This is a genomic window from Neorhizobium galegae (assembly GCF_021391675.1).
Classification (GTDB): domain Bacteria; phylum Pseudomonadota; class Alphaproteobacteria; order Rhizobiales; family Rhizobiaceae; genus Neorhizobium; species Neorhizobium galegae_B.
Genome location: NZ_CP090095.1, coordinates 2,912,464 through 2,938,403 on the forward strand (window position 1 = coordinate 2,912,464; position 25,940 = coordinate 2,938,403).

At 63.4% G+C, this 25,940-nt stretch carries 19 protein-coding genes; 9 read left to right on the forward strand and 10 right to left on the reverse strand.

Going from position 1 to position 25,940, the window contains the following annotated elements; translation table 11 throughout:
• Positions 1 to 173: 173 nt before the first annotated feature.
• From LZK81_RS14465 to LZK81_RS14475, 3 genes are all read left to right on the forward strand, one after another.
• Positions 174 to 1,145, forward strand: coding sequence for a class I SAM-dependent methyltransferase (locus LZK81_RS14465; protein ID WP_233953714.1), 972 nt, complete (start codon positions 174 to 176; stop codon positions 1,143 to 1,145).
• A 253-nt stretch (positions 1,146 to 1,398) separates the two neighbouring features.
• The gene (locus tag LZK81_RS14470; RefSeq protein ID WP_233953715.1) at positions 1,399 to 4,092 is read left to right on the forward strand and encodes an EAL domain-containing protein; all 2,694 of its coding nucleotides are present in this window, start codon (positions 1,399 to 1,401) and stop codon (positions 4,090 to 4,092) included.
• A gap of 104 nt (positions 4,093 to 4,196) precedes the next feature.
• The gene (locus LZK81_RS14475) at positions 4,197 to 5,231 is read left to right on the forward strand and encodes a MerR family transcriptional regulator (protein ID WP_046609227.1); all 1,035 of its coding nucleotides are present in this window, start codon (positions 4,197 to 4,199) and stop codon (positions 5,229 to 5,231) included.
• 97 nt (positions 5,232 to 5,328) lie between these two features.
• Here the strand turns inward: LZK81_RS14475 and LZK81_RS14480 are convergent, their stop codons facing one another.
• Positions 5,329 to 5,919 (reverse strand): ATP-dependent Clp protease proteolytic subunit, encoded by a 591-nt coding sequence (locus LZK81_RS14480; RefSeq protein ID WP_233953716.1) that lies wholly within the window; start codon positions 5,917 to 5,919, stop codon positions 5,329 to 5,331.
• A gap of 215 nt (positions 5,920 to 6,134) precedes the next feature.
• On the opposite strand from LZK81_RS14480, the gene LZK81_RS14485 reads away from it, so the two are divergent.
• Complete coding sequence (locus LZK81_RS14485) at positions 6,135 to 6,719, forward strand: HupE/UreJ family protein (RefSeq protein ID WP_233953717.1); 585 nt, start codon at positions 6,135 to 6,137, stop codon at positions 6,717 to 6,719.
• A 97-nt stretch (positions 6,720 to 6,816) separates the two neighbouring features.
• The gene (locus tag LZK81_RS14490) at positions 6,817 to 7,665 is read left to right on the forward strand and encodes a DUF2076 domain-containing protein (protein WP_233953718.1); all 849 of its coding nucleotides are present in this window, start codon (positions 6,817 to 6,819) and stop codon (positions 7,663 to 7,665) included.
• A 362-nt stretch (positions 7,666 to 8,027) separates the two neighbouring features.
• Here the strand turns inward: LZK81_RS14490 and queF are convergent, their stop codons facing one another.
• The 3 genes from queF to LZK81_RS14505 form a co-directional block, all read right to left on the reverse strand.
• Positions 8,028 to 8,492, reverse strand: coding sequence for a preQ(1) synthase (queF, locus tag LZK81_RS14495; RefSeq protein WP_046603813.1), 465 nt, complete (start codon positions 8,490 to 8,492; stop codon positions 8,028 to 8,030).
• Positions 8,489 to 9,358 carry a cation diffusion facilitator family transporter gene (locus tag LZK81_RS14500; RefSeq protein ID WP_233956565.1) on the reverse strand — a complete coding sequence of 290 codons (870 nt, stop codon included), beginning with the start codon at positions 9,356 to 9,358 and terminating at the stop codon, positions 8,489 to 8,491. Before LZK81_RS14500 ends, queF begins: the two co-directional genes overlap by 4 nt.
• A 190-nt stretch (positions 9,359 to 9,548) precedes the next feature.
• On the reverse strand, positions 9,549 to 11,129 hold the full coding sequence (locus LZK81_RS14505; protein ID WP_233953719.1) for an MFS transporter: 1,581 nt from the start codon (positions 11,127 to 11,129) through the stop codon (positions 9,549 to 9,551).
• Between the two features lie 183 nt (positions 11,130 to 11,312).
• Between LZK81_RS14505 and LZK81_RS14510 the strand changes: the two genes are divergently transcribed.
• Positions 11,313 to 12,260 (forward strand): LysR substrate-binding domain-containing protein, encoded by a 948-nt coding sequence (locus LZK81_RS14510; protein WP_233953720.1) that lies wholly within the window; start codon positions 11,313 to 11,315, stop codon positions 12,258 to 12,260.
• Between the two features lie 57 nt (positions 12,261 to 12,317).
• A complete protein-coding gene (locus LZK81_RS14515) occupies positions 12,318 to 12,734 on the forward strand; it encodes a GFA family protein (RefSeq protein ID WP_046603810.1) in 417 nt (138 codons plus the stop codon).
• 2 nt (positions 12,735 to 12,736) lie between these two features.
• Here LZK81_RS14515 and LZK81_RS14520 read toward each other — a convergent pair whose 3' ends face one another.
• Positions 12,737 to 13,240: a GNAT family N-acetyltransferase gene (locus LZK81_RS14520; protein ID WP_418936442.1), complete on the reverse strand. Its 504-nt coding sequence runs from the start codon at positions 13,238 to 13,240 to the stop codon at positions 12,737 to 12,739.
• A gap of 1 nt (position 13,241) precedes the next feature.
• Positions 13,242 to 15,431, reverse strand: a complete 2,190-nt coding sequence (locus LZK81_RS14525; RefSeq protein ID WP_233953721.1) for an anthranilate synthase — start codon at positions 15,429 to 15,431, stop codon at positions 13,242 to 13,244.
• Positions 15,432 to 15,741: 310 nt separating this feature from the next.
• Between LZK81_RS14525 and LZK81_RS14530 the strand changes: the two genes are divergently transcribed.
• Positions 15,742 to 16,992 (forward strand): extensin family protein, encoded by a 1,251-nt coding sequence (locus tag LZK81_RS14530; RefSeq protein WP_233953722.1) that lies wholly within the window; start codon positions 15,742 to 15,744, stop codon positions 16,990 to 16,992.
• A gap of 132 nt (positions 16,993 to 17,124) precedes the next feature.
• Positions 17,125 to 17,526, forward strand: coding sequence for an endonuclease domain-containing protein (locus tag LZK81_RS14535; RefSeq protein WP_233953723.1), 402 nt, complete (start codon positions 17,125 to 17,127; stop codon positions 17,524 to 17,526).
• A 115-nt stretch (positions 17,527 to 17,641) separates the two neighbouring features.
• On the opposite strand, the gene LZK81_RS14540 is transcribed toward LZK81_RS14535, so the two are convergent.
• The 4 genes from LZK81_RS14540 to putA all read right to left on the reverse strand — a co-directional run bounded on the left by LZK81_RS14540 (position 17,642) and on the right by putA (position 25,846).
• Complete coding sequence (locus LZK81_RS14540) at positions 17,642 to 18,019, reverse strand: VOC family protein (RefSeq protein WP_233953724.1); 378 nt, start codon at positions 18,017 to 18,019, stop codon at positions 17,642 to 17,644.
• A 219-nt stretch (positions 18,020 to 18,238) separates the two neighbouring features.
• Positions 18,239 to 19,918 carry a formate--tetrahydrofolate ligase gene (locus LZK81_RS14545; protein ID WP_233953725.1) on the reverse strand — a complete coding sequence of 560 codons (1,680 nt, stop codon included), beginning with the start codon at positions 19,916 to 19,918 and terminating at the stop codon, positions 18,239 to 18,241.
• A gap of 179 nt (positions 19,919 to 20,097) precedes the next feature.
• Positions 20,098 to 22,326 (reverse strand): TonB-dependent hemoglobin/transferrin/lactoferrin family receptor, encoded by a 2,229-nt coding sequence (locus LZK81_RS14550; protein WP_233953726.1) that lies wholly within the window; start codon positions 22,324 to 22,326, stop codon positions 20,098 to 20,100.
• A 397-nt stretch (positions 22,327 to 22,723) separates the two neighbouring features.
• Positions 22,724 to 25,846: a bifunctional proline dehydrogenase/L-glutamate gamma-semialdehyde dehydrogenase PutA gene (gene putA / locus LZK81_RS14555; protein WP_233953727.1), complete on the reverse strand. Its 3,123-nt coding sequence runs from the start codon at positions 25,844 to 25,846 to the stop codon at positions 22,724 to 22,726.
• Positions 25,847 to 25,940 lie beyond the last annotated feature (94 nt).

The window sequence follows — 25,940 nt, forward strand, 5'->3', positions numbered from 1 at the left end:
GGCCGAAATCCCTTCCGGTAAAAAACAGAGTGCTGTGCATCGGCACACACGCGGATTAGCAAGCGCCATTCCCCAATTATAACAACATACTCCATCGGTAGATCATCACTTTGGGCATGTTGTTGAAGATCGGTATCGTCGGCAAATTGCGGCCATCTTTGGCGGAGCACGAGATGACCTGCTTTTCCTGCGGTGGGCAGACTGCCCCGTGGACGCATATGCCGCTCGACCCGATCAAGGGCGCCGAAAACCCCCATAAAGACTTCGTGGTTTGCACGGAATGCGGGCTCGGCGCCGTCAGCCCCATGCCCAACCCGGAAGAAATTCCGTCTTTTTATGATACCGCCCGGTATTACACCCACGGGCAGGGCCATCTCGTGGAGGTCAATCAGACCCTCCTCGACAGGGCGCTGCTCCACGCCGCCTGGCGCCTCGACAAGGGCCAGTCGCTCGATCCCGAGCGCATCGCCAAGGATCTGCCGCCAGGCGCCTCGATATGCGACCTCGGCTGCGGCGGCGGTGAGCTCCTCGGCCGTTTCAAGGCGCTCGGCTTCAACGTCCTCGGCGTCGAGCCGGATGCAGCGGCAAGAGCCGAGGCGGCCAAGGCGGGGATCACGGTGCTTGCGGGCACCTGCGAGGAGCTTCCGGCCGATCTCAAGGGACAGAGCTGCGATCTCGTGATCATGCGCCATGTGCTGGAACATTGCCGAGACCCGATCCTGGCGCTCCAGAAGGCCTTCTTCCTGACGCGCCCGGGTGGGATACTGTTCTGCGAAGTGCCCAACTGCGCGGCCACCCATTTCAAAAGCCTCGGCGTCTGCTCGGCCATGTTCGACGCGCCGCGTCATCTCTACTTTTTTACGCCCGCCTGTCTTCGCAAGGTGATCAGCCTCGGCGGCTTCACCTTCTCCAGCTTCCAATACATGGGTTATACCCGCCACCACCATGCGAGCTGGCGGCAATGGGAGGCCTCGATCTACGACCGGACCCGCGAATATACCACCCGTCCTTCAGGCAGGCGGCACACGGTGCTGCGGTCGATCCAGCTTCTTCTTTCGACGGCCTTTGCCTCCGACGAGAAGAAATACGATTCCGTCGCCGTCTACGGGCGCCGGCCGGGCGCGCCGAAGCGCACGCCGGTATAGGCAATTCCAATGCGTCGATGCGGCCAGGCGGTTGGACGAGATCGTCGAAGCTGGAGGCGAGGCCTGCGCCCGGATGACGCGAAAGGCGTCCTCCTTGAGGGGCGCCAGTGGCGATGGTCGATGCGGCAATCGTTTTTCCCACCCTGCCGGTCTTTGGACCGGCGGTATCCGCGCCTAATCTAACTGATGTGGGGATAAATTAGACAATCTTAAATTTTGTCGGCGACAGTGGGGGACACCATCGGAAATCTCCATGACCTCGCTGCCCTTCATCTCGAAATCGAAATCGTCTGGTCTTCAGTTCTTCGGCCTCGGCTATTTCTTTCCGGCCATACTTGCTGTTGCCGGCCTCTTGGTCGGGGTGGTCCGCGCCGACATCGAGAAACGCGAACAATACCACGTGGCGCAGCAGGTCAAGGCAGCCGAGCAACTGGCCCGGGTTGCGGCCAGCCTGGAAACCAATATCCGCGGCAACGTCAACCTGATCTATGGGCTCATCGCCGCGATTGCCGCCAATCCGAACATGAACCAGCCGCAATTCACGGCGCTCTCTGAGCGGGTTTTCGGGGTTCCGTCCCAGCTGCGCAACGTCGTCGCCGCCAAGGATCTGGTAGTCGGCCTTGTCTACCCCGAAGAGGCGAACAAGAAAGCCCTCGGCCTCGACTACCGCACCAACGAGCTCCAGCGTGATGCCGTGATGAGAGCCGTCGAGCGGCGGACGCTCGTCATCACCGGCCCGGTCAATCTGGTACAGGGCGGCCAGGGGCTGATTGCCCGCTATCCGGTCTTCTCGCTTGCCAACGGCCGGTTCTGGGGGGTCGTCTCGGCGGTCATCGACCTCGACAGACTCTACGCGGACAGCAACGTCAATACCCAGCGCCAGACACTGGACATCGCAATCTCGCAGCGGCCCATCCCCGCCGAGCGCGACATATTCCTCGGAACCGGCACCATATTTTCGCAAGACCCAGTCAAATCGAGGATCGAGCTTGGCTACGACACCTGGTACCTCGCCGCAGTCCCGAAAGACGGGTGGCAGGGCTCGCCGCCGGACATGTTTGGTTTCCGGATCACCGCCCTTCTGATCGCCTTCTGCATCGCCGCCCCACTCCTCTGGGCCGGGCTGTTGATGAAACAGCGCCACGGCAACATTCTTACTCTGCAGCAGCGCGAGGAACAGCTGGAAACGCTGTCCCAGCGCCTCGAACTTGCGCTTCAGGCCTCCGGCGTCGGCGTCTGGGAATATGAACCTTCGACCGACACGCTGATCTGGGACCAGCGCATGCGCGAGCTCTACGACGCGCCGGACAGGGATGTCCGCGAATACGTGGACTGGCGCGATGCGCTGCATCCCGACGACCTGGAAGCCGCCGAGGCCTGCTTCCGCAAGGCGCTCAAGGATGAAACGAGCTACCGTACCGAGTTCCGCGTCGTCTCCCGCAGCGGCGAGATCCGCCACATCCGTGCGCACGGAGCCACCTACCGGACCGCGGGAGGCGTCAAGCGGGTGGTCGGCGCCAACTGGGACGTCACCAGGGACGTTACGCTGCATTCCGAACTGCGGCAGGCCCAGACGAAGGCCGAGTTGCAGAACGACGAACTGCGTTCGGCAAGGCGCACGCTCGAACACCAGTCGCTGCACGACGCCCTGACGGGCCTGCCGAACCGGCGCTTCCTCGACCAGTTCATGACCGCCGGAGAGAACCAGGCTGCGGGCCACCGGCTGGCATTCATCCACATCGATCTCGACCGCTTCAAGGAGGTCAACGACACGCTTGGCCACGCGGCGGGCGACGCGGTCCTGAAGGCGGCCACGTCCCGCCTGCTCGAACTGATAGACCACGACGAGTTCGCCTCGCGCATCGGCGGTGATGAATTCGTCGTCGTGACCGGCGGGGCCGAGCCGCAGCGCCGGGCCGAATACCTCGCGCAGTCGATCGTCAACACCCTTGCCCGCCCCATCGATATCGACGGGCATGAATGTCGCATCGGCTGCAGCGCCGGCATCGCCTGCCAGACCGCAGCCGGCGAGGAACTGAGCCAGTTGCTGATCAATGCCGATATCGCGCTCTATGAAGCCAAGAAGCGCGGCCGCAACCGCGTCGAGGTTTTCTCGAAGGAACTGCGCTCGGCGGTCGTGCTGCGCAAGCGCATGTCCGACGAGTTCCTGAGCGCGCTCGAAGGCGACCAGATCATCCCCTTTTTCCAGCCCCAGTTCGATGCGCATTCGCTCGCCATAGTCGGCGTCGAGGCGCTGGCGCGCTGGCAGCATCCCAAACGCGGCCTGCTGGCACCGGACAGTTTCCTGGCGATTGCCGAGAGCCTGCACCGGTCGGCCGATATCGATGCGATCATTCTCGAAAAGGCGCTCTTCCAATCGGCAAGATGGAGCGCGCTCGGGCTCGATATCCCGCATCTTTCCGTCAACATCTCGGCGCAGCGCCTGAAGGACGAGAGGCTGTTCAAAAGACTGGCCGAACTGCCGATCGCGCCCGGAACCCTTTCGTTCGAACTTCTCGAATCGATCTCCTTCGAGGATCAGGACAAGGATCTGAGATCCGCCATTCTCGACCTCAAGGCGCTCGGGATCGATATCGAAATCGACGATTTCGGCACCGGCCATGCCTCGATCGTCAGCCTTCTCGAACTCGGGCCCAAGCGGCTGAAAATCGACCGCAAGCTGATTGCGCCGCTCGAAGCCGCCGGCTCGCAGCGCCGGCTGGTCGCCTCGATCATCGAGATCGGCCGCTCCCAGGGCATCGAGATCGTCGCCGAAGGGGTGGAGACGGCAGCGCATGTGGACATCCTGCGCAGCCTCGGCTGTCAGACCCTGCAGGGATACGTCTTCGCAAAACCGATGCCGGCCAACGAGTTCATCACTTTCGCGACGGACTGGCGGGCAGGCAACCATACGTGGTTCGCGCCATCGGCGGCGCTGGTCCGCTGAGCGAACCGCCTTCGGAAAAAATCGCGCCTCGCAAAACAGATGTTGACCCGGCCCCTGGGGCTGCCCCGATAGGAGGAGCGGTCAACAACCGACGAGGTGATTCCTTGAGTTCTTCCGCACACTACCTGAACCCGTCCGACGCCGCCGAACGGCTCGGCATATCCCCGAAGGCGCTGCGCCTCTATGAGCAGCGCGGCCTGATCGCTCCTGTCCGCACCGCGGCCGGATGGCGGACCTACGGCCCGGTCGAAATGACCCGCGCCGGCGAGATCGCCGCGTTGCGAGCCCTTGGCCTCAGCCTCGCACAGGTGGCGCGGGTGCTGAAGGGCGAGGCGCAGGACCTTGCTCCTGCGCTTGCCGCCCATCAGGCGCGGCTTGAAACGGAGGCCCGCCGGATCGCCGAGACGGTCGAAAAAGTCCGTAACCTGCGCACAGGCCTTGCCGGCGGCGAACCGCCCCGGATGCAGGAGCTCGCCCGGCTGGCGCGGCCGGCGGCCGAGATCGCCGCCGCTTTCGACCTTCCCTGGCCCTGGGGCGGCGAACGCTTCGAGCTCAGGGATATGAGACCGATCAACTACATCATCGGCCCGCTCGGCAGCGGCAAGACGCGGTTCGCCAAGGCGATCGCCGAACATCTGCCGGGCGCAATCTTCGTTGACCTCGATCGGGCAGAAAACGATGCCGCCGACGCCCGGGCACGGATGGAAGCCGATCCGGCCCTGAAAGCATGCGTCGAACAGACGCTCGCCTGGCTCCTCGACGAAGGAGCAGCGGCAACGCCTGCCCTCACCGCCCTCCTCGTCGCCATCGAAGCCGACGCGGCCCGCATCCCGGTCATCGACATGATCGAGCAGGGTCTGGACCAGCCATCGCAGGAGGCGGTCTCAGCCTATCTGCGCAACCGCGGTCCCGGCGCCTGCCCGCTCTTCATCATGACCCGCTCCTCGGCGATCCTCGATCTCGGCGCCGTCGGACCGGACGAGGCGATCATCCTTTGCCCCGCCAACCACAGCCCCCCGAGCCGCGTCGCACCCGTCCCGGGTGCACCGGGTTATGAGGCCGTCGCCACCTGCCTTGCCGCTCCCGACGTCCGCGCCCGCACGGAAGGCGTCATCGCCTGGCGTCCGCAGGTCGCCTGAACCGCAGGCGCCGTCCTCGATACGCGAGCCGCAAACAACAAAAAGCCCCGCCGGTGGCAACCGGCGGGGCTTTTCAATTCACAAATGCGGTGAAGGATCAGATTTCGCTCTGCGACGTCACGATCCTCGAAACCAGGCCGTAGACCTTGGCTTCTTCGGCGGACAGCCAATAGTCGCGGTCGGTGTCGGCGGCGATCTTCTCGACCGACTGGCCGGTTGCTTCGGCCATGATCCTGTTCAGCCGCTCGTTCATCTTGATGATTTCGCGGGCCTGGATCTCGATGTCGGATGCCATGCCGCGGGTGCCGCCGGACGGTTGATGAAGCAGGAAGCGGGTGTTCGGCAAGCAGATGCGGCACTCCTTCGGAACGGACACGTAGATCAGCGCGCCGGCCGATGCGACCCAGCCCGTGCCGATCATCCAGACCTTCGGCTTGATGAACTTGATCATGTCGTGAATCGAGTCGCCCGATTCCACGTGGCCGCCGGGCGAGCTCACATAGATGCGGATGTCGTCGTCGCTGGCGGCCGAAAGCGCCACGAGCTGGGTGCAGACCTTCTGCGCCAATTCCTGGGTGATCGTTCCGTAGATGAAGATCGAACGCGACTTGAAAAGATTCGCTTCCGTTTCCTTGCCGAGCGGCAGTTCCTTGATCTTGTCGTCCTTGTCGTCTTCGTCGTCGAGCACGCTGAGAGTCTCCTGCATCAGATTCATATACCGGACATAATGTGTTCGCCGCCGTAAAACAATGGAGCTCAGAGTCTAAGACGGCACCTTCCACGGACTAAGGTGAATGACGTAGTACCGAGCCTTCTGCCGCGGCAATTGCCGATGGACAGCCACAAAGCGCTTGCCTATCTTCGCAAGTCATTCCGCGTGCACATAATTTCCAGGGGACCCAAATGCTCAAACGCCTTTCGCTCACCGCCGCCATTCTTGCCGCCGCCGCAGCACCTGCCTTCGCCCATCTTAACCCTGAGGAACATGGTTCGCTGCTGGCTGGCTTCTCGCATCCGCTGTTCGGCGCCGACCATATCCTGGTCATGGTCGCGGTCGGCCTGTGGGCCGCGCAGATCGCGAGCGGCAGCAACCGCAATGCACTGTGGATCGTCCCCCTGGCTTTCGTCGGCACCATGGCCGCCGGCTTCCTCCTCGCCCTCGGTGGCGCCAGCCTCCCCTTCGTCGAACCGGCGATCCTCGCCTCGGTGATCGGCCTCGGTCTGCTCGTCGCAACCGCAGTAAAACTGCCGGTTTCTGCGGCAGCGGCCGTCGTCGGCGTCTTCGCGCTGTTCCACGGCCACGCCCATGGCGGCGAGCTCGGCTCGGCAGGTGCAGTGCAGTTCGGCATCGGCTTCATGATCGCCACCGCATTCCTGCATGCAGCCGGCATCGCGCTCGGCCTCGGCATCGCCCGCTTCAGCCCCTACATCGCCCGTATCCTCGGCGCAGGAACCGCGCTTCTCGGCCTGTCGCTGGCCTTCGGCTGAGCCCGAAGATTACCGAAATGTAAGGGATTCCGGCTTTGAAATGCCGGAATCCCTGCCTACCTTCTTGGTGACTGCAAACGCCTGCAAGGAGGCAAACATGTCACCGGAAGAACGCCAGCTTCTGACTGCCCTTTTCGACCGCATCCGCACTGCCGCCGCCACGCCGCGCGACCGGGATGCCGAGACCTTGATAGACCAGGCGACCCGTGAACAACCCTACGCCACCTACTATCTGGCCCAGGCCGTGATCGTGCAGGAAAAGGGCCTGGAAGCCGCCGCCAACCGGATCCGGGAACTGGAAGACCGTATCCACCAGCTCGAAGCGGAGACAAGCGAACATCACCGCGCCGAACAGAGCGGCGGGTTCCTGAGCTCGGTCTTCGGCAGCGGCCAGCCCCAGCAATCACCGCCGGCTCCCCGTCCGGGAATTCAAACCGGCCCCCAGCCAGGCCCATGGGGCAGCGCCCCGCGCCAGAACTACCGCACCGGCAGTGACTATGACGACGGTTATCGCGCACCCCCGCCGTCCGCCGCCCCCTGGAGCGGCCAGATGTCGGCCCCCTCGGCCGGCGGCAGCTTTTTGCGCGGCGCGCTCGGCACCGCAGCCGGCGTCGCCGGCGGCATGCTGCTCGCCAACTCGCTGTCGGGCATTTTCGGCAGCCACATGAACTCCCTCGGCTTGGGCTCGCCCCTCGCCGGTGCGAACCCATTCGGAAGCGGCAACGCCCCGGCCGAGGAAACCGTCGTCAACAACAATTATTTCGGGGATGACGCGATCCGCCAGGCCTCGGATGGCAATGCCCCCGCCAACAGCAACGACGCAGCCGACAAGGCGGGCTCGAACGACGGCTGGCAGCAGGCCGACTACACCGACGACAATTTTTCCGACGACCAGGCGGATTTCGACAACAGCGATATCGGCAGCGACGATTCGATGAACGTGTAGGCGGGGGCGGAAGGCTGATCTTCTATGTTAGAGTGCGCCCGCCCCCCTCTGCCCTGCCGGGCATCTCCCCCACAGGTGGGGAGATTGGCTGGGCGCTTGCTCACCGCATCCAGTTCCACGTCTCATTCTGCGTGGTCTGGCTGTTCGAGGTCTGTCGGGGAACGGCGGTCGCCCCACTTGTGATCTCCCCACACGTGGGGGAGATGCCCGGCAGGGCAGAGGGGGGCGGGCGGATTGCAACATCAATATCGATCGCACGCCACACTCGCTCGGTTTTGAAGTGACGGGATGAAAGAGTCTGCCGCACCATCCCGGCGCTCAAAACGCTCCACTGGAGCGTTTTGCCGGCAAGCCGTCGCGCCTCACCCACGTCCCCGATACGTCGCCACCCCCTGCTCCGGCAGCCAGACGCCGGCCGGCGCCTCGCCGGTCTGCCAGAACACGTCGATCGGGATGCCGCCGCGCGGGTACCAGTAGGCGCCGATCCGCAGCCACTTCGGCTGGAGCAGATCGACGATCCGCTTGGCGATATAGATCGAGCAGTCCTCGTGGAACGCACCGTGGTTCCTGAACGAATGCAGGAACAGTTTCAGCGACTTCGATTCCACCAGGAACCCGTCCGGAATATAGTCGATGACGATATGCGCGAAATCCGGCTGGCCGGTCATCGGGCAGAGCGAGGTGAATTCCGGCGCCGTGAAGCGCACCACGTAATCGGTGCCCTGGTTGCCGTTCGGCACCTTTTCCAGCACTGCGGTTTCGGGGCTCTGCGGAGCCTCCACCTGGGATCCGAGCTGCGAGAGCCCGCTGACATCCGTCATCGTCATTTGCCTGTTCCTTCGAATTCGACCTTCTGTCCATGCGGATTTTCGCTTTCGGGCTCCACATGGATCGCCAATGTGGCGCCCGCAATAATCTCTTTGATCGCATCTTCCAAGCGGTCGCAGATCGCATGTGCCTCTTCGACGCTCATACCTGCCGGCACGACCAGATGGAAATCGATGAAGACTGCTGCCCCCGCCCGGCGCGATTTCAGGTCGTGGACGCCGAGCGCGCCGACGGAATGGGTAGCAATCGCCTCGCGCACCGCCGCTTCCTCGTCCGGCTCCAGAGCCTTGTCCATCAGCCCGCCGACCGAATGGGCGATCACCTTGTAGCCCTGCCAGAGGATGTTGATCGCAACCAGGATGGCGAGTACCGGGTCGAGGACCGCGTAACCGGTCGCAAGCGCAAGGATGAGGCCGACGAGCACGCCGGCCGAGGTCACCACGTCGGACATGATGTGCTGCCCGTCGGCCACCATGGCCGGCGAATAATGCGCCGTACCGACCCGGATCAGCGTCGTCGCCCAGACGCCGTTGATGACGGCGGCAAGCGCGTTGATCGCCAGGCCCAGCACCGGCGCATCCGGCAACTTTGGCGCGAACAGCCCGTCCCAGGCCTCGTTGATGATCAGGAATGCCGCAACGATGATCAGCCCGCCTTCGACCACCGCCGAAATATATTCCGCCTTGTGATGGCCGAACTGATGGTCGTGGTCGGCAGGCCGCTGCGCGTAGCGGATCACGAAATAGGCGATGAAGGCGGCAGCGACGTTGACGAAGGATTCCAGCCCGTCCGAGAGCAGCGCGACCGAACCAGTCACCCACCAGGCCAGCATCTTCAAGGACATGACGCCGAGCGACAGCGGCATGCCCCAGAAGGCCAGCCGCTCGACGATTTTGACTTCCCTCGCCACGATGTCTTCCTTTTTGCGCGTGCGAATGATTTGCAGGACCGAAGGCCCAAAACGGCGAAACCGCCGCAGCGAGATGGTCTCGCTGCGGCGGTTTCGGATGGCCTGCATATGGCGCAGATGAGCCCGTTTGTCAAAGGGCCGGTTGTCAGAGGGCTGGCTGGCACAATCCGGCTTCGTCGGACGGCATCGCGGCCACGGCCGCCAGCTCCGCCTCCTCCTCGATATCCTCCACCGTCTCGCCTCCCCGCCCGAGGAAGAAGAACACGACGAGAGCCGTCAACGCCGTGATCGCGGTCAGCAGCCACAGAAGCGATGAGAACCCGTCGCTATAGCCTTGCAGCAAGGCTGCCTGCCCCATAGACGGAAGCAGTTCTGCCGCTTCCCGCATATCGCCCGTCACCAGCCGCTGGGCGATGGCGCCCGCCTGGTCGCCGGCAGTTGGGCCAAGGTTCGAACTGGTCAGCGCCGAAAGCACCGCCGTCACCACGGCAAGCGCCACTCCCTCGCCGGCCACGCGCGTCGTGCTGAAGATGCCCGTCGCCATGCCGGCCCGTTCCTTCGGCACGACGCTGACGGCAAGACCGTCCATCAGCCCCCAGGGCAGGCTGATGCCGACGCCGATCGTCAGCAGCGGCGCGATCAGCGCCACCGGCTCGGAGCCGACCGGGAACTGGCCGAGCCAGAACAGGCCGGCCGCCGAAATCGCCAGGCCCGCGCCACAAATCGTCGCCGGCGCGAACCAGCGCGTCAGCAGTCCGGCCGCGATCGGCAGGACGAGCAGCGGTCCGGACAGCGCGATCATCATCCGCCCGCCGGCGATCTCGTCCATGCCTTCGATGCCGATAAACCGCACCGGCAGGAGGATGAGCAGCACCACGAACGCATAGGCCGGCGCCGCCGCCAGCAACTGTACGCCGACGAAACGCGGATAACGGAACAGCGTCAGGTCGAGCATCGGCCGCGCTACCGTCCGTTCGATCAGGCCGAAAGCGAGGAAGAGCAGGACGGCGGCCAGCAGCATGACGACGACAAGCGGATCGCCCCAGCCACTTTCCGGCGCCTGCAGCATGCCGAAGGTCAGAGCGGTCAGCGCCGCGGTGAAGCTGAGCGCCCCCTTCCAATCGAGGCCGGAGGCGTCCGGATCGCGCGATTCCCGCATAAAGATCGCGCCGAGGATCAGCGCGACCACCGCAAGCGCCACCACCAGCACGAAGATAGCCGGCCAACCGAACATCGCGATCATCCATCCGGACGCGATCGGCCCGAAGGCGAGCCCGATGCCAAAACTGGCACCGACGATGCTGAATGCCCTCAGCCGCGCCGCGCCGTCGAATTCCTGGGCAAGCGAGGCCATGCCGCCGGAAAAGGCGGCTGCCGCCCCGATGCCCTGCAGCGCTCGCAGCACGTCGAACCAGACGATATTACCCGCAAAGGCGAGACCGACCGAAAAGATCGCGAAGACGGCGAGGCCGGAGAGGAAAATCCGCTTGCGCCCAAAACTGTCGGCGAGTGCGCCGGCCGCCATCAAGGTGCTGCCGAAGGTGAGCATGAAGGCATTGGTGGCCCAGTTGAGGGCGATCGGGTCGCCGCCGAGCGCCCGGCTGATGGCGGGCAGGCCGACGGCAGTGCCGGTAAAGGTCAGCGGCATAGCAGCCGCCGCGCAGCAGACTGCGATCAGGACGAACAGCCGTCCGGCTGCCGTTACAGCATGTGTGTTGTCTCTCATCTCGGAGATTCCGCTGTGTTGGAGCAAAGAGAAAGGCTGGTGGCCTTGGGAGAAACCACCGCCTGAGCCCGCCCGGCCGGGGCGTCGAATGGACCAACACAAGATAGATTCGATATAATGCTTGGAAAATACCGCGTCTGTTCCTTACATGGCGGAAGGAAACGCTCGAATGGGAGACGACAGATGGATCGCCTGGGTGGACTGACGGCCTTCGTTCGCACCGCCGATCTCGGCAGTTTCGTCGCCGCCGGCCGTGTGCTCGGCCTGTCGGCTTCGGCCGTCGGCAAGGCGGTCACCAGTCTCGAAAAGGAACTCGGCGTCCGGCTTTTCCAGCGCTCGACCCGCAGCCTGCGTCTCACCGAAGAGGGCCGGCTTTTCCACGAACGCTGCCGCCGCGTGCTCGACGACCTGAACGACGCCGAAGCCTCGCTGGCGAGCGCTGTCGCCGTGCCGCGCGGAAAGCTCCGGGTCAGCGTACCGATCGTCACCTATCATCTTCTGCTGCCGGTCCTGCCGGAATTCGTCGAGCGTTATCCGGAGATCGAACTCGATCTCGATTTCAACGACCGGATCGTCGACCTGATCGACGAGGAGGTGGACGTGGCGATCCGCAGCGGCAACCTGCCGGATTCACGGCTGATGTCGCGGACTTTGCGACCGTTCCAGATGCTTCTCTGCGCCGCACCTTCCTACCTCGAACGCCACGGCACTCCAGAATGCCCGCGCGAACTTGACGGTCATCTGGCGATCCGTTTCCGCTATCCGAACAGCCGCAAGATCCAGGACTGGCCGATCACCCTGCCACCCGAAGGCCCCGAGCCGCGCCTGCGCACGGCGCTCACCTGCAACAACATGGAGGCGCTCCGCCACACGGTCATTGCCGGCCTCGGCATCGGCTGCATGCCGGATTTCCTGGCAAGGCAACCCGTCGCCGATGGCCGGCTGCGGACCATTCTGGACGAACACCTCAACGCCCCCGGCCAGTTCCACCTCCTCTGGCCCTCCAGCCGGCATCTGTCACCGAAGGTGCGGGTGCTCGTCGATTTTTTGAGCGAGAAACTGTTTGCCGAGACCTGCGAGAAGCTGCCGGTGGCACCCGAGGCTTCGCTGCTGGCCGCATCGAACGGCTGACCCCGAGCCGGCAATCAACGCAGAAACACGATCTCGGATATGCCAGAGGAACGAAATATGCTGAAGGGTTCCTGCGCCTGCGGACAGGTCCGCTACGAAATCCACGGCCAACTCATCGGCCCGATCACCTATTGCCATTGCTGGCGGTGCCGCAAGCAATCCGGATCGAGTTTCGGCACGACGGCCGGCCTCGCACCGTCGGCACTCCATTTCGTTTCGGGAGAGGCATTGCTTTCAAGCTGGCAATCCAGCCCCGGCGTCCGGCGCTTCTTCGCAAGCTGCTGCGGCTCGCCGATCTACAAGGCCGATGCCTCCGACCCCAGCGAACTCGGCTTCCGGCTCGGCACGCTCGACGACGATCCCGGCATGACGGCCGCAATGCACTTCAGCGCCACATCGAAAGCGCCCTGGGTCGAAATCACCGACGACCTGCCGCAGGAAACCGGCGGCGCTTCGTTCGAGGAGCGGGATTGATCCTATCCGAAGATCACCGCCATGCTGATACTGTCGATATACCGACCGTCGATCCTCACCGCATCCCGCGCCACGCCTTCCCGCACGAAACCGACCTTTTCGTAGAGCGCGATCGCTCTCACATTGTCCGCGTGCACATGCAGCTCAACGCGATGGAAGCCGCGTTCGCGGGCCTGCCCGACCGCAGCGCGGATCAGCCGCGTGCCGAGACCCTTGTCGCGGTAACCGGGGATGATACCCATGCCGAGCGTGCCGCAATGGGCATGGATCGGGCGCGGATGCCGACGGATGTCGCACCAGCCGACCACCTCGCCGCCAACAACGGCAACCACCTGCGGATGTCCATTCTCGATGTTGTCGAGCACGAAGGGCCGCACGTCTTCAAGCGGCGGCGCCTCAAGGAAGCTCAGGTATTTTCGCTCGCGCGAGACCGTGTCGAGAGCCTTGTGAAAGCTCTCGATATGCTCCTCGCGGATGGATTCGATCGGGATGGCTTCGGACAACACTTTACGCCGCCTTGGTCTTCGCCCGCCGCGACAGATGCGCCACGACGTTTTCGATCATCCGCATGCCGGCGTCGCCGCCGAGCGTCATGATCGATTCCGGGTGGAACTGCACCGCCGCCACCGGCTCCTTGACATGCTCGATGCCCATGATCGTGCCGTCCTCGCTTTCGGCGGTGATCATGAAATCCGGATGCAGCGTCTTCGGGTCGGCGAAGATCGAGTGGTAGCGCCCGACGGTCACTTCTTTTGCGAGCCCCGAGAAGACGATGCCCGGCTCCAGCACCCGGATGCGCGACGGCTTGCCGTGCATCGGCACCGCCAGATGCCGGAGCTCCCCGCCATAGGCTTCCGCAAGCGCCTGCAGGCCGAGGCAGACGCCGAAGATCGGCAGGCCTTTAGAGCGGGCCAACTTGATCGTCGCCTTGCAGTCGAAATCCTTCGGATTGCCGGGACCGGGCGACAACACGACGAGGTCCGGATCGAAACGGTCGAACACCTCTTCCGGCACCGGCGTGCGCACGGTCGAGACGGTGGCGCCGGTCTGGCGGAAATAGTTGGCAAGCGTATGGACAAAGCTGTCCTCGTGGTCGACGAGCAGGATTTTCACCCCCTGCCCCACCCGCGCCACGTCGCGGCCCACCTTGGCCGCATTGCCGGCCCTTGCATCACGGATCGCTGTCAGCATGGCGGACGCCTTCAGTTCGGTTTCAGCCTCTTCCTCGTTGGGATCGCTGTCGTTGAGCAGCGTCGCGCCGGCCCGCACTTCGGCAATGCCGTCCTTGATACGGATCGTGCGCAGCGTCAGCCCGGTATTCATATCGCCGTTGAAGCCCACCATGCCGATCGCCCCGCCATACCAGGCGCGCGGGCTCTTTTCATGGTTCTCGATGAACCGCATCGCCCAAAGTTTTGGCGCGCCGGTGACGGTAACGGCCCAGGCGTGTGACAGGAAGCCGTCGAACGCGTCCATGTCCGGCCGCAGCCGCCCTTCGATATGGTCGACCGTGTGGATGAGCCGCGAATACATCTCGATCTGCCGGCGGCCGATCACCTTCACCGAACCCGGCTCGCAGACACGGCTCTTGTCGTTGCGGTCGACATCCGAGCACATGGTGAGCTCGGACTCGTCCTTCTTGGAATTCAATAGCTTGAGGATCTGCTCGCTGTCGGCGATCGGATCTTCGCCGCGCTTGATCGTGCCGGAAATCGGGCAGGTCTCGATGCGCCGGCCCGACACCCGCACAAACATTTCCGGCGAAGCGCCGACCAGATATTCCTGGTGGCCGAGATTGATGAAGAAGGAATAGGGCGACGGATTGATCGCCTTCAGCCGGTTGGAGATTTCCGAGGGCTTCGAGTCGCAGCGCTCCATGAATTTCTGGCCCGGCACCACTTCGAACAGGTCGCCGCGCCGAAAACTTTCCTTCGCCTTGGTGACGAGAGCGGCATATTCGCCCGGCCGATGGTCGCCCTTCGGCGGGATCGTATCGTTGCGCTGGAAGGGATCGGGCGCGATCTCCTGGTCCTTGCCTTCCGTCGTCACCCCGTCCTTGGAAAAGTCGTAGCGGTCGATCCAGGCCTTAGCGGCATGATGGTCGACGACGAGGATTTCATCCGGCAGGAACAGCACCATGTCGCGCTGGTCTTCCGGCCGCAACATCGAAAGCTTGATCGCATCGAACTGGAAGGCGAGGTCGTAGCCGAAGGCGCCGAACAGGCCGATCGCCGAATCCGCTTCCGAATGGAACAGGTCGACGATCGCCCGCAGCACGGAAAACACCGTCGGCATCTTCGAGCGCTCTTCCTCGGTAAACACGCGGGTCGGCTCGTTGACGGTAAGGTCGAGGCGGCGGTCCGTCCGCGCCCCGAGCGTCAGGTCGGCCACGGTCTTCAGCTTGTCCGCGACGAAACCGAGCAGCACCTCGCCGCGGCCGTTGAAAGCCTCGATCCACACCTTGCGGCCATTCGAGGAGATCCCGAGCGGCGGATCGGCGATCGCCGTGTCCCAGCGGGTGTAACGGCCCGGATATTCGTAGTTGGAGGAAAACACCGCGCCGCGCCGCTCGTCGAGCCTGTCGACATAGGAGGAGATCGCATCCGCATAGGGTGCGGCGCGCCGCTGCCGGCTGACCGCAATCCCGCCCCTCGTCTCGTAAACCTCCGAACCGTCATCCCGAATGATCGTTACCATTGTCCTGCCTCTCCAATGTCTTTGCCCGGGTCCCTGCGGCGGATAACAAAAAAGCCGCCTCGGGTTCCGGGCGGCTTGTGGTCTTGTCGATGGACATGACTGGTCAAGGCCGCGTTGAGCGTGCCGGCCACCAGTTAGCGATGTTCATCGAGTTCATCATGGGCCGAATTGTTAGCTGGGGTTTTTGAGCCACGCAAGCGAATTTCCATGCCCCCCAAACAGAATTCTGGGGCTCCGATGCGACCAAAACCGGCGATCGGCGTTTATCGTCCCTTAAGGGTCGAAGAAACCCAGCCGAGAAGGATACGGCATGCAGCATTCGTGGATCGCAATTCTGGCAGGCCTGCCCTTGATCATCGGGGCCGGGTTGCCGCCCGAAAGACCGATACCGCAGGCGCAACATTCCGGCGTCCCGGCGGGCGTCGTGGAGGTGAACTTCCTGACCCGCCTTCTGCAGGATGGCGAATCGCGTAACCGCGCCCCGCGTCGCCGCGCGTCCCCAAAATCGCAGGCACGCGGCCCAGCACCTGAACCGCCGGCGCCGGCCAATGTTCCCATCCCGATTCCGAAACCCGCCGCCGGAGAGGCGGAGAAGCCGGCGGAGGCACCTCGGCAAGCAGACAGCAGTGCCAAGCCGGTGGTTCAGGAACCTCCGCGACCAGAGGCACCGCCGCCTGTGGCCCAGCTGCCTGTGGGACAAAGCCGGCCGAACGAAAATCCGCAAGGCCCGTCCCTCAGCCCGGCGCAAAGCCCGCCCCCAAGCCCGCCCGTCGTCGAGCAGCCCGGCACCGCGTCGGAACCGGCACATGAGGCCGAAGTTCCGAAGCCGCAGCCGAAACCCGGCACGACTGCTGCCGATGTGCAGCCGGCAGACAAGCCCGGCCAGCCGGCGGCACCAGGACAGGATGCGGCCAAGCCGGACGACGCTAAACCGAACGAAACCAAGCCGGACGAGCAAAAGGCCGAGGCCCCACCCCCACCGCCCCCGCCGCCGCTCGTCAAGGAAGACCCCGGCGAGCTGAAGGCCTGCCTTGCCGAACTCACCTCGCTCGGCACCAAGTTCGAGCCGACCGATCCGATCGACGAGGGCAATGGCTGCGGCATCGAAAGCCCGATCGACGTTGCCGAGGTCCTGCCCGGCGTCTCGCTGGGCAGCGCCACGATGCGCTGCAAGACGGCGGTCTCGATGGCGCACTGGCTGAAGGACACGGTGCAGCCGGCGCTCAACATCGCCATGCCGGGCCGCCGGATCACCGGCATCGTGCCCGGCTCCACCTATGCCTGCCGGCTGCGCAACAGCGCTTCGACCGGCAAGATTTCCGAACACGCCCGCGGCAACGCCTTCGACGTCGCCGCCTTCAAGCTCGACAACGGCGAGAAGATGGAGATGAAGCCGCGGACCGAGGACTCCACCATGGAAGGCGCCTTCCAGCGCACGGCGACAGCCGGCGCCTGTCTCCACTTCACCACCGTCCTGTCACCAGGCAGCGACGCCGCCCACCAGAACCACCTACATCTGGATGTGCTGGAGCGGAAGGACGGGTATCGGTATTGCCGCTAGGCATGCGTGGCCGGTATGCGTGCATTGGGTGGGCTACAAATGCAGACCTTGAGATTGAGCCGACGGCGCGGCATATTTCCTTCTCCCCGTCAAAACGGGGAGAAGGTGCCGGCAGGCGGATGAGGGGCTGCGATGCGGGGTCCAAAAACAAACACGACTACCCGTGCCCGCTCGCTGCGCCGTTCCGACAATGTTTCAGAGGCAAAGCTTTGGGAGGAGTTGCGCGCCCGGCGGCTGAACGGATTCAAGTTCGTCCGACAACTTCCAATCGGTCGCTACTTTGCGGATTTTGCCTGCCGGGATCGGAGGCTGGTCATCGAGATCGACGGAAGCCAGCACGCCAACAGCGATTACGACAGGCAGCGGGATCGATTCATGAATGCCGAAGGATGGTCGGTCGCCCGGTTCTGGAACGTGGCGGTGCTCACAGAAATGGAGTCGGTATTCGAGACCATCGTCGCGATCCTGGAGGGTAGGTTGAATGAGCCCGAGGATGCGCCGGATTTGAAATTCATGCCGGCAGACGAGGGATAGCAGCCCCTCATCCGCCTGCCGGCACCTTCTCCCCGCAAGCGGGGAGAAGGAAATACGCCGCACCGTCTCCGCTTCTCCTATACCCCTCAGGGCGCGTCTGAGGGCCAACCTAGCTCTAACCCCGCCACCCCACCTCGATCATCACGCGGCCGGGCGCCAGGCAATAGAACAGGTATCCGCCGCGCATCTCGCGCGGCTCGCCCACCAGCTCAGCATCGCCCGCCTTGAGTTCCCGGTAGAGCCTGTCGACTTCGCCCCTCTCCGGCTGGATGAAACCGAGGTGATAGGTGACGACGCCGAGCGCCTGCTGCTCAGCGCCGCCGAATTTTTCGACCGGCCGGCTGACGACGATTTCCAGGCCCGCATCGTCTGCCAGGATGGCCAGGCCGTTCGCGCCGCGCATCTCACGCAGAGTCAGGCCGAAATGACGGATGAGGAAGGCGCTGGTTGCCGCAACGTCAGACACGTGGATATCGATATGGTTCATACGCATCGTTTTTCTCGCAAGGTTACCCCGGCGGAACGCGACGCGGAAAAAGCCCACGAGAATCCGCCGAGAGCGGCACGGGATGTGCCGTTTCTCGTCGCGGGTTCTCAACGGTGGACCGAAGGATCAGAGCTTCCTTGCGGAAGGGGCCGTGCTTACCATATCCGGCCCTGCCTTTTTCGACGGACGGAGCTTTAACACAAGGCGGTTCGGGCGCTCAAGCCCTCAGAACAGCCCTTCCACGAAACCCTCCTCGTTCAGGAAGATCCGCTCCGCAGACGGCACGCGTGGCAGGCCGGGCATGGTCATGATCTCGCCGGTGATCGCAACGACAAAACCGGCACCGGCGGAAAGCCTGACTTCGCGCACATGCACGATGTGGCCCTCCGGCGCGCCGCGCACTGCGGGATCCGTCGAGAAGGAATATTGCGTCTTGGCGATGCAGATCGGCAGGTCGCCGTAACCTTGCTCCTCCCAGGCCTTCAGCTGGTCGCGCACGCCCCGGTCGGTGGTGACTTCGCCGGCGTGATAGATCTTCGAGGCGATGATCTCGATCTTTTCGAGAAGCGGCAGGTGATCGGGATAGAGCGGCTGGAATTTCGCCTGGCCGCCCTCGGCAAGCTCGACCACCTTGAGAGCAAGCTCCTCGATGCCGGCAGACCCGTCAGCCCAATGCCGGCAGACGATGCCGTCCGCACCGTGCCGCGCCGCGTAGTCCTTGACGGCGGCGATCTCGTCCTCCGTATCCGAGGTGAAATGGTTGATGGCGACCACGACCGGCACGCCGAACTTCCGCACATTGGCGATGTGGCGGCCGAGATTGGACGCGCCGCGCTTGAGCGCCTCGACATTCTCCTGGCCCAGATCCTCTTTTCTCACCCCACCGTTCATCTTCAGCGCCCGGACGGTGGCGACGATGACGGCTGCATCCGGCTTCAGCCCCGCCTTGCGGCACTTGATGTCGAAGAATTTTTCGGCGCCGAGATCCGCCCCGAAACCCGCTTCCGTCACCACGTAGTCGCCGAGCTTCAGCGCCGTGCGGGTGGCGATCACCGAATTGCAGCCATGCGCGATATTGGCGAACGGCCCGCCATGCACGAAGGCCGGATTGTTTTCGAGCGTCTGTACCAGGTTCGGCTGCATGGCGTCCTTCAGCAGCACCGTCATCGCCTTGTCGGCCTTGAGGTCACGGGCAAACACCGGCGAGCGGTCGAACCGGTAGCCGATGACGATGTCGCCGAGCCGCCTTTCGAGGTCCTTGAGGTCGGCCGCAAGACACAGGATCGCCATCACTTCCGAGGCGACGGTGATATCGAAGCCGCTCTCGCGCGGAAAACCGTTGGCGACGCCGCCGAGCGACACGACCGTCTGGCGCAGCGCCCGGTCGTTCATGTCCATCACCCGCCGCCAGCTGATCCGCCGGGTATCCATATTCTCGGCATTGCCCCAGTAGATATGGTTGTCGATCATCGTCGACAGCAGGTTGTGGGCAGACGTGATGGCGTGGAAATCGCCGGTGAAATGCAGGTTGATGTCTTCCATCGGAATGACCTGCGCATAACCCCCGCCGGCCGCCCCGCCCTTGACGCCGAAACAGGGGCCGAGCGACGGCTCACGCACGCAGATCACCGCCTTCTTGCCGATCCGGTTCAGCCCGTCGCCGAGGCCGACGGTGGTCGTCGTCTTCCCCTCGCCCGCCGGCGTCGGGTTGATCGCGGTGACGAGGATCAGCTTGCCGTCCTTCCGGTCGGAAAGCGATGCGATGAACTCGGCACCGACCTTCGCCTTGTCGTGCCCGTAGGGAGCAAGCGCCTCGACGGGAATCCCGAGCTTCGCGCCGATCTCGACGATCGGCTTCTTTTTCGCCGCCCGGGCGATTTCGATGTCGGACTTGACCTCTGCCATGCGTTCCCCGCTCCCCGTTCTTTCCATCGAACCCAAATATGCCCGTTTGGTTATGATTAGCGAGGGAAAGGCAATGTGTGAATAGCGGGAGGAGCGGCAGCCACAACTTCCCCCAGACAAAGAAGGGCGGCGCGATTTCTCGCACCACCCTCCCCAGGCGCCCCCGCCGCTGTTTGGGATCAGAACCGCTGGGTGAGCGAGACTTTGAACGTCCGGCCGGGTTCGGAGTAGTAGTCGCGCGGCTGCGTCGTTGCGCTCGTTAGATTGACGCTTCGGACGCTGAGCGCGTTGTAGTAGGTCTGATCGAGGATATTGTAGACGCCTGCCTGGATACGCAGACCCTTGACCTGTTCCGGCTCCCACCAACCGGTGAGATTGGCTATGCCGTAGCCGGGTGCGTCAAACGTGCTCGTGTTTCCGTCATCGTACATGCCCGTCGCGAAAATGCCGGTCAAATCGGCGCCCCATGTTTCTTGCGCATACCCGACACCGACTATGGCCTTGAACGGCGCTACGGTGCGGATCAGCTCCTTGGTGTCGCTGTCCTCGCCGTAAGCATAGGCAAGTGAACCGCTGACATGGAACCCGTTTGCCAGTTCCTTACGCGCGCTGACTTCAACACCAGATATCCGAACATTCGCACGATTGCGGAACCGTTCGGTGAAATTTGTTCCCGCCAACCCTGGGACGATTGTCTCCACGTCGATGAAGTTCTTGTAGCGGTTATGGAATAATGTCAGCTTGGCTTCCAGATCATTGGTATTGTAAGCCGCCCCCATTTCGAAGCCATGAGATGTTTCCGGCTTGAGATCGGGGTTACCGATATGGGCGTAATTGGCTGGGCCGGTGTTCGTGAAGTTGACGTAGAGTTCGTTGATTGTCGGCGCACGAAAACCCATAGCCCACTGCGCGAAGAGCTGGATTTCCGGCGTCAGCTCATAGGTTGCCAGCAGTTTAGGTGACAGTCGCATGCCATCCTGACCGGACGGGATACCGAACTTCGGGATACCCGTATTATTGCTGAACGCCGAAGACTCCTGCGGGTCATACTTGTACCAGTCAAACCGCGCGCCGGGTGTCAGGGCGAATCCGGTGTCGCCGAACTTCATCTCATCTTCAATATAGAGCCCGACCTTGCTTCCATCGACATCAGGCATATCCGCCTGCGAGATGGTAACCGCGCTGGCTGGATTCACGCTCACAAGACCCTTTGTATTCGAAATGGAGGCAAGACCACCAAAGCGAAGTTCGTGATCGAGATAACCGGTGTCGAAACGGGAGATGAGACCACCGGTGATACCGAAGGAACCTTCCTCCATCTCGTTGGAGCGCTGATAAATTGTCGCGCCACTGTTGCGCGTTCCGTCAGAACCGGATTCCTTGGTGAGACGCTGCCAGTAAAGCGTCAGCGATGCCGAGTCGATCAGGCTATCGGCGTCGGGAGCTTCGAAAAGGTAGTCGATGGACACGCGTTCGCGCCGCGTATTGTCGAAACCATCATAGTCGCCTGGAGTATATGCTGGCGTTCCTGTGCCTTGGATAGTCTTCAGGTCGGTGTCGTTTTGGATGTCGAAGCGCTCAGCCGTAACTCCGATCCGGTGGCCGCCCTCGATATCCTGGCGTACCTTGAACAACAGATTGTTCTGGTCAAAATCAGTCGGGTTGGGCTCGCTGCGGGTATAGCCTATTCCGCCGACATCACCATTGTTCTTTCGTTCGTGTCCCTTCTTCAGGCCGCCTTGAAAGAGGATGGAGGTGTTTTCAATTTTCTTTGCGACGGCGACCGAGCCACCAAAGCTATCGTTATTTCCGTCATAGGTGAGCTTGGCTACACCGCCCCAATCCCGGCCCTCTTCGATCAAGTCTTCGGGCTCCAGCGTTCGAAGAACAAGGGCACCGCCGAGCGCGCCATTACCGATACGACTGGAATCCGCACCACGCACGACGTCGACGGAGGAGAGCGACGAAAAGTCGTAGCTATCGTTACCATCGCTGATGCCCGTCGTCGGCGACATCGAGCCCGTGCGAGCATCATTGCTCATAAAAGGAATCGGAATATTATCGATGAGCGTCGTAACGCGAGGTCCGCCGAGACCACGAATGAACATTCCTCCGGCGACCCCCGGACGACTTTCAACAAAATCAACGCCGGGCTCGGTGGTGTTTCCGAGGTCCTTGACGTTACTGATATCCTTCTTGGCAATCTCATCCGCTGTCGTCGTGCTCGCAAGCGGCGTATTACCTGCAGGATCCCCCGCCTTCACCCGTTTCCCCTTGAGCACGATCGGCTTCAGCGTCGTGTCCGCCTGTGGCTGGGTAGCCTGCTGGGCGGCCGCGCCGTAGGCGAGGGAAAACACCGCGAGCGCAGTGCAGGTGGCAAGGGTCGATCGCAGACGTCGGGTGACCATGACTGTCCTTTCAAACAGGGCACGCGAAACCGTCGGCGCGCGCAAACGCACCGGAAAGGCGGCGGCCCTTTTTCAATTCTGGCAAGAATGTGGCGGGAGGCAAAAAATGCCTTATTCATGCCATTAGAAAACATGAGTATTATTGTCAATTATTAAAACATGACTCGAATGATCATATTTACGCGAGCATGGTTCCATGGCAAAAATGCAACAGGCGGAATGCAGAAGGCCCGGATCGCTCCGAGCCTTTTGGTTCTGGGATGGTCGCACCGTCTCCCGGCGCTAGACGCTGCGTCCCGCCTGAAAAGCAGTCGCCTCCCGGCGCCTCGCTTGGGCTCGGCGCGTTCGACGCTCAAAACGCTCCACTGGAGCGTTTTGACGGCTAGGCCGTCGCGTCTCACCCTTCCCCGATCGCGATCAGGCTGGCGTTGCCGCCGGCGGCAGCCGTGTTGACGGAGATCACCTGTTCTTCGGCAAACCGCATCAGATAGGCAGGCCCGCCCGCCTTGAAGCCGGTGCCGGAAAGGCCGGAGCCACCGAAAGGCTGGGTGCCGACGACCGCGCCGATCATGTTGCGGTTGACATAGACATTGCCGGTGTCGAGCGCCTCCGTCACCTTGCGGATCGTCGCCTCGATGCGGCTGTGGATGCCGAGCGTCAGGCCGTAGCCGGTGGCGTCGATCGCCGAAAGCACCTTGTCGAACTCCTTTGCCTTCCAGCGCACCACGTGCAGGACCGGCCCGAACACTTCCCTGGTCAGCACCGCGGCGCTGTCGAGTTCGATGATGTGGGGGGCGAAGAAATTGCCGGTCGCCGGCGCACCTCCGGCATAACGTATCTTCTGTTTTTGGGCCCGCATGTCCGAGATGTGGTCGGCCAGCGTTTTTTTCTGGTTCTCGTCGATGATCGGCCCGACATCGGTATTCTGTTTTGCCGGATCGCCGAGATTGAGTTCAGCCGCCGCCCCTTCGATCATCTTCAGCATACCGTCGGCGACATCCTCCTGCAGGAAGAGGATGCGCAGCGCCGAGCAGCGCTGGCCGGCCGAACGGAAGGCAGAAACGACCACATCGTCGGCCACCTGCTCCGAAAGTGCTGTCGCATCGACAATCATCGCGTTGATGCCGCCGGTCTCGGCGATAAAGGGCACGATCGGCCCGTCCTTGGCGGCCAGCGCCCGGTTGATCGCATGCGCCGTCTTCGTGGAACCGGTGAAGGCGACTCCGGCGAGCTTCGGATGCGCCGTGATCGCCGAGCCTACATCCGGGCCGCCCGGCACCAGCGCCAGCACTTCGGCCGGAACCCCCGCCTGGTGGAACAGCTTGATCGCCTCATAGGCGATCAGCGGCGTCTGCGGCGCCGGTTTTGCGACGACCGTATTGCCGGCCACCAGCGCGGCGGAAATCTGCCCGAGGAAGATCGCCAGCGGGAAATTCCACGGCGAAATGCAGCCGAACACCCCACGTCCGCGCCAAAAGTGGCGGTTGTCCTCTCCGGTCGGTCCCGGCATCACGCTCGGCATGGCGAACAGCTCGCGGCCCTTGTCGGCATAGTAGCGGCAGAAATCCACCGCCTCGCGGATCTCGGCGATCCCGTCGTCCAGCGTCTTGCCGGCCTCGGCGGCGAGCAGCGCCAGCAGCCGGTCGCGGTTTTCCTCCATCAGCCCGGCGGCCCGTTCGAGGCATGCGGCGCGGATTTCCACCGGCTGGCGCGACCAGGCCCGGAACGCCTTGGCCGCAGCCGCAAAGGCGGCATCCACATCGGCCGGTGTCGCGTCACGCACGGTGCCGACAACCTTCGACCGGTCGGAGGGAGACCGAACCGGCTTTTCCGCGGCCTTGGAAATGGCGCCCGCCACCAGCGGCCCCGCCTTTACCTCGCCCCACGATCTGGAAACGCTCGCCATCAGCCGCTCGAGTTCGACCCGGTGGCCGAACTCGAAACCGGCGCTGTTCTTGCGGCGGCCGTAGATGTCGGAGGGCAGCGGGATCTGCTTGTGCCGCGCGCTGATGCCGTCATCGAGGCCGAGCCGTGCAGCCGGCCGCTCCAGCAGCTTTTCGACCGGCACCTGTTTGTCGCCGGCAACCGCCACGAAGGAGGAGTTGGCACCGTTTTCGAGAAGCCGGCGGACGAGATAGGCGAGCAGGTCGCGATAGCCGCCGACCGGCGCATAGATGCGGCAGGCGATCCGGTCGTTGCTTTCCAGCAGGTCGTCGTAAAGCGCCTCGCCCATTCCGTGCAGCCGCTGGAATTCGAAGCCGGTGCGGTCGGGGCCGGCGAGCTCCAGGATGGTCGAGACGGTCAGCGCGTTATGGGTGGCAAATTGCGGAAAGATCCGCGCCCGCTTGGCAAGAAGCTGCTGGGCGCAGGCAAGATACGCAAGATCCGTCGCCGGCTTGCGGGTCCAAACCGGATAGTCCTCGATTCCCCGCTCCTGCGCCCGCTTCACCTCGGTGTCCCAATAGGCGCCCTTGACGAGCCGCACCATCATCCGCCGGCCATGGGTGGTGCAGAGCTGGTCGATATAGTCGATCACTTGAGGCGCCCGCTTCTGATAGGCCTGGATCGCCAGGCCAAAGCCGTCCCAGCCGGCAAGCGACGGATCGGAGAACACGGCGGCGATCACATCGAGCGACAGTTCCAGCCGGTCGGCCTCCTCCGCGTCGACGGTGAAATTGAGCTGATGCTCCTTCGCCATCCGGGCGAGGTCGAGAAGGTCGGGCACCAGTTCGGCCATCACCCGGTCATGGTGCGTGGCGAGATAGCGCGGATGCAGCGCCGAAAGCTTGACCGAAATGCCCATCCGGTCGGGAAGCTGCCTGCCCTTGCCGTGTTTCTTCATATGCGCACCGATCGACTGGATCGCATCCGCATAGGAGCGGAAATAGCGCTTGGCGTCTTCGGCGGTGCGGGCGCCCTCGCCGAGCATGTCGAAGGAATGGCGGTACCCCTTCTCCTCGCTCTTGGCGGCACGGACAAGCGCATCCTTCATCGTCTCGCCGAGCACGAAATGGTGGCCGAGGAAACGCATCGCCTGCTTGGTGGCGGTGCGCACGGTCGGCAGGCCGACGCGCTTGACGAGGCCGCGCAGGATTCCCTCTGGCGTCTCGCCGGGGCCGATGACGCGCGCCGAAACCGCAAGCGCCCAGGCGGATGCCGACACGAACCAGCTTTCGCCGGAGGCCTCATGGGTGCTCCAGCCGCCTTCGCGCAGCTTGTCCTCGATCAGCCGGTCCTGGGTCAAGGCATCGGGCACGCGCAGCAGCGCCTCGGCAAGCACCATCAGCGCCAGCCCTTCCCGCGTCGAAAGCCCGTATTCGCGCAAAAAGTCCTCGACGCCGCCGACCTTGCCGGCCCCATCGCGGATGGCATTGACCATCCGCCGCGCGCGCTGGTCGATCGCCGCGTCCTGCGCCGAGGTGAAGCTGGTGCGGGCGGCGAACTGCCGGATCAGCCGGTCGTCGTCACCGGCATAGGGCGCATTGAAGGGAATGAAGGGCTCGGTCAGAATCTGGCTCATATGCATCTCCGTTTCATTCTCCCCATAGCTGGAATTTCGTGGTGATTTCAGCGGATTTTTATGGCATCAACGAGATATATCACGGCAATTCAAG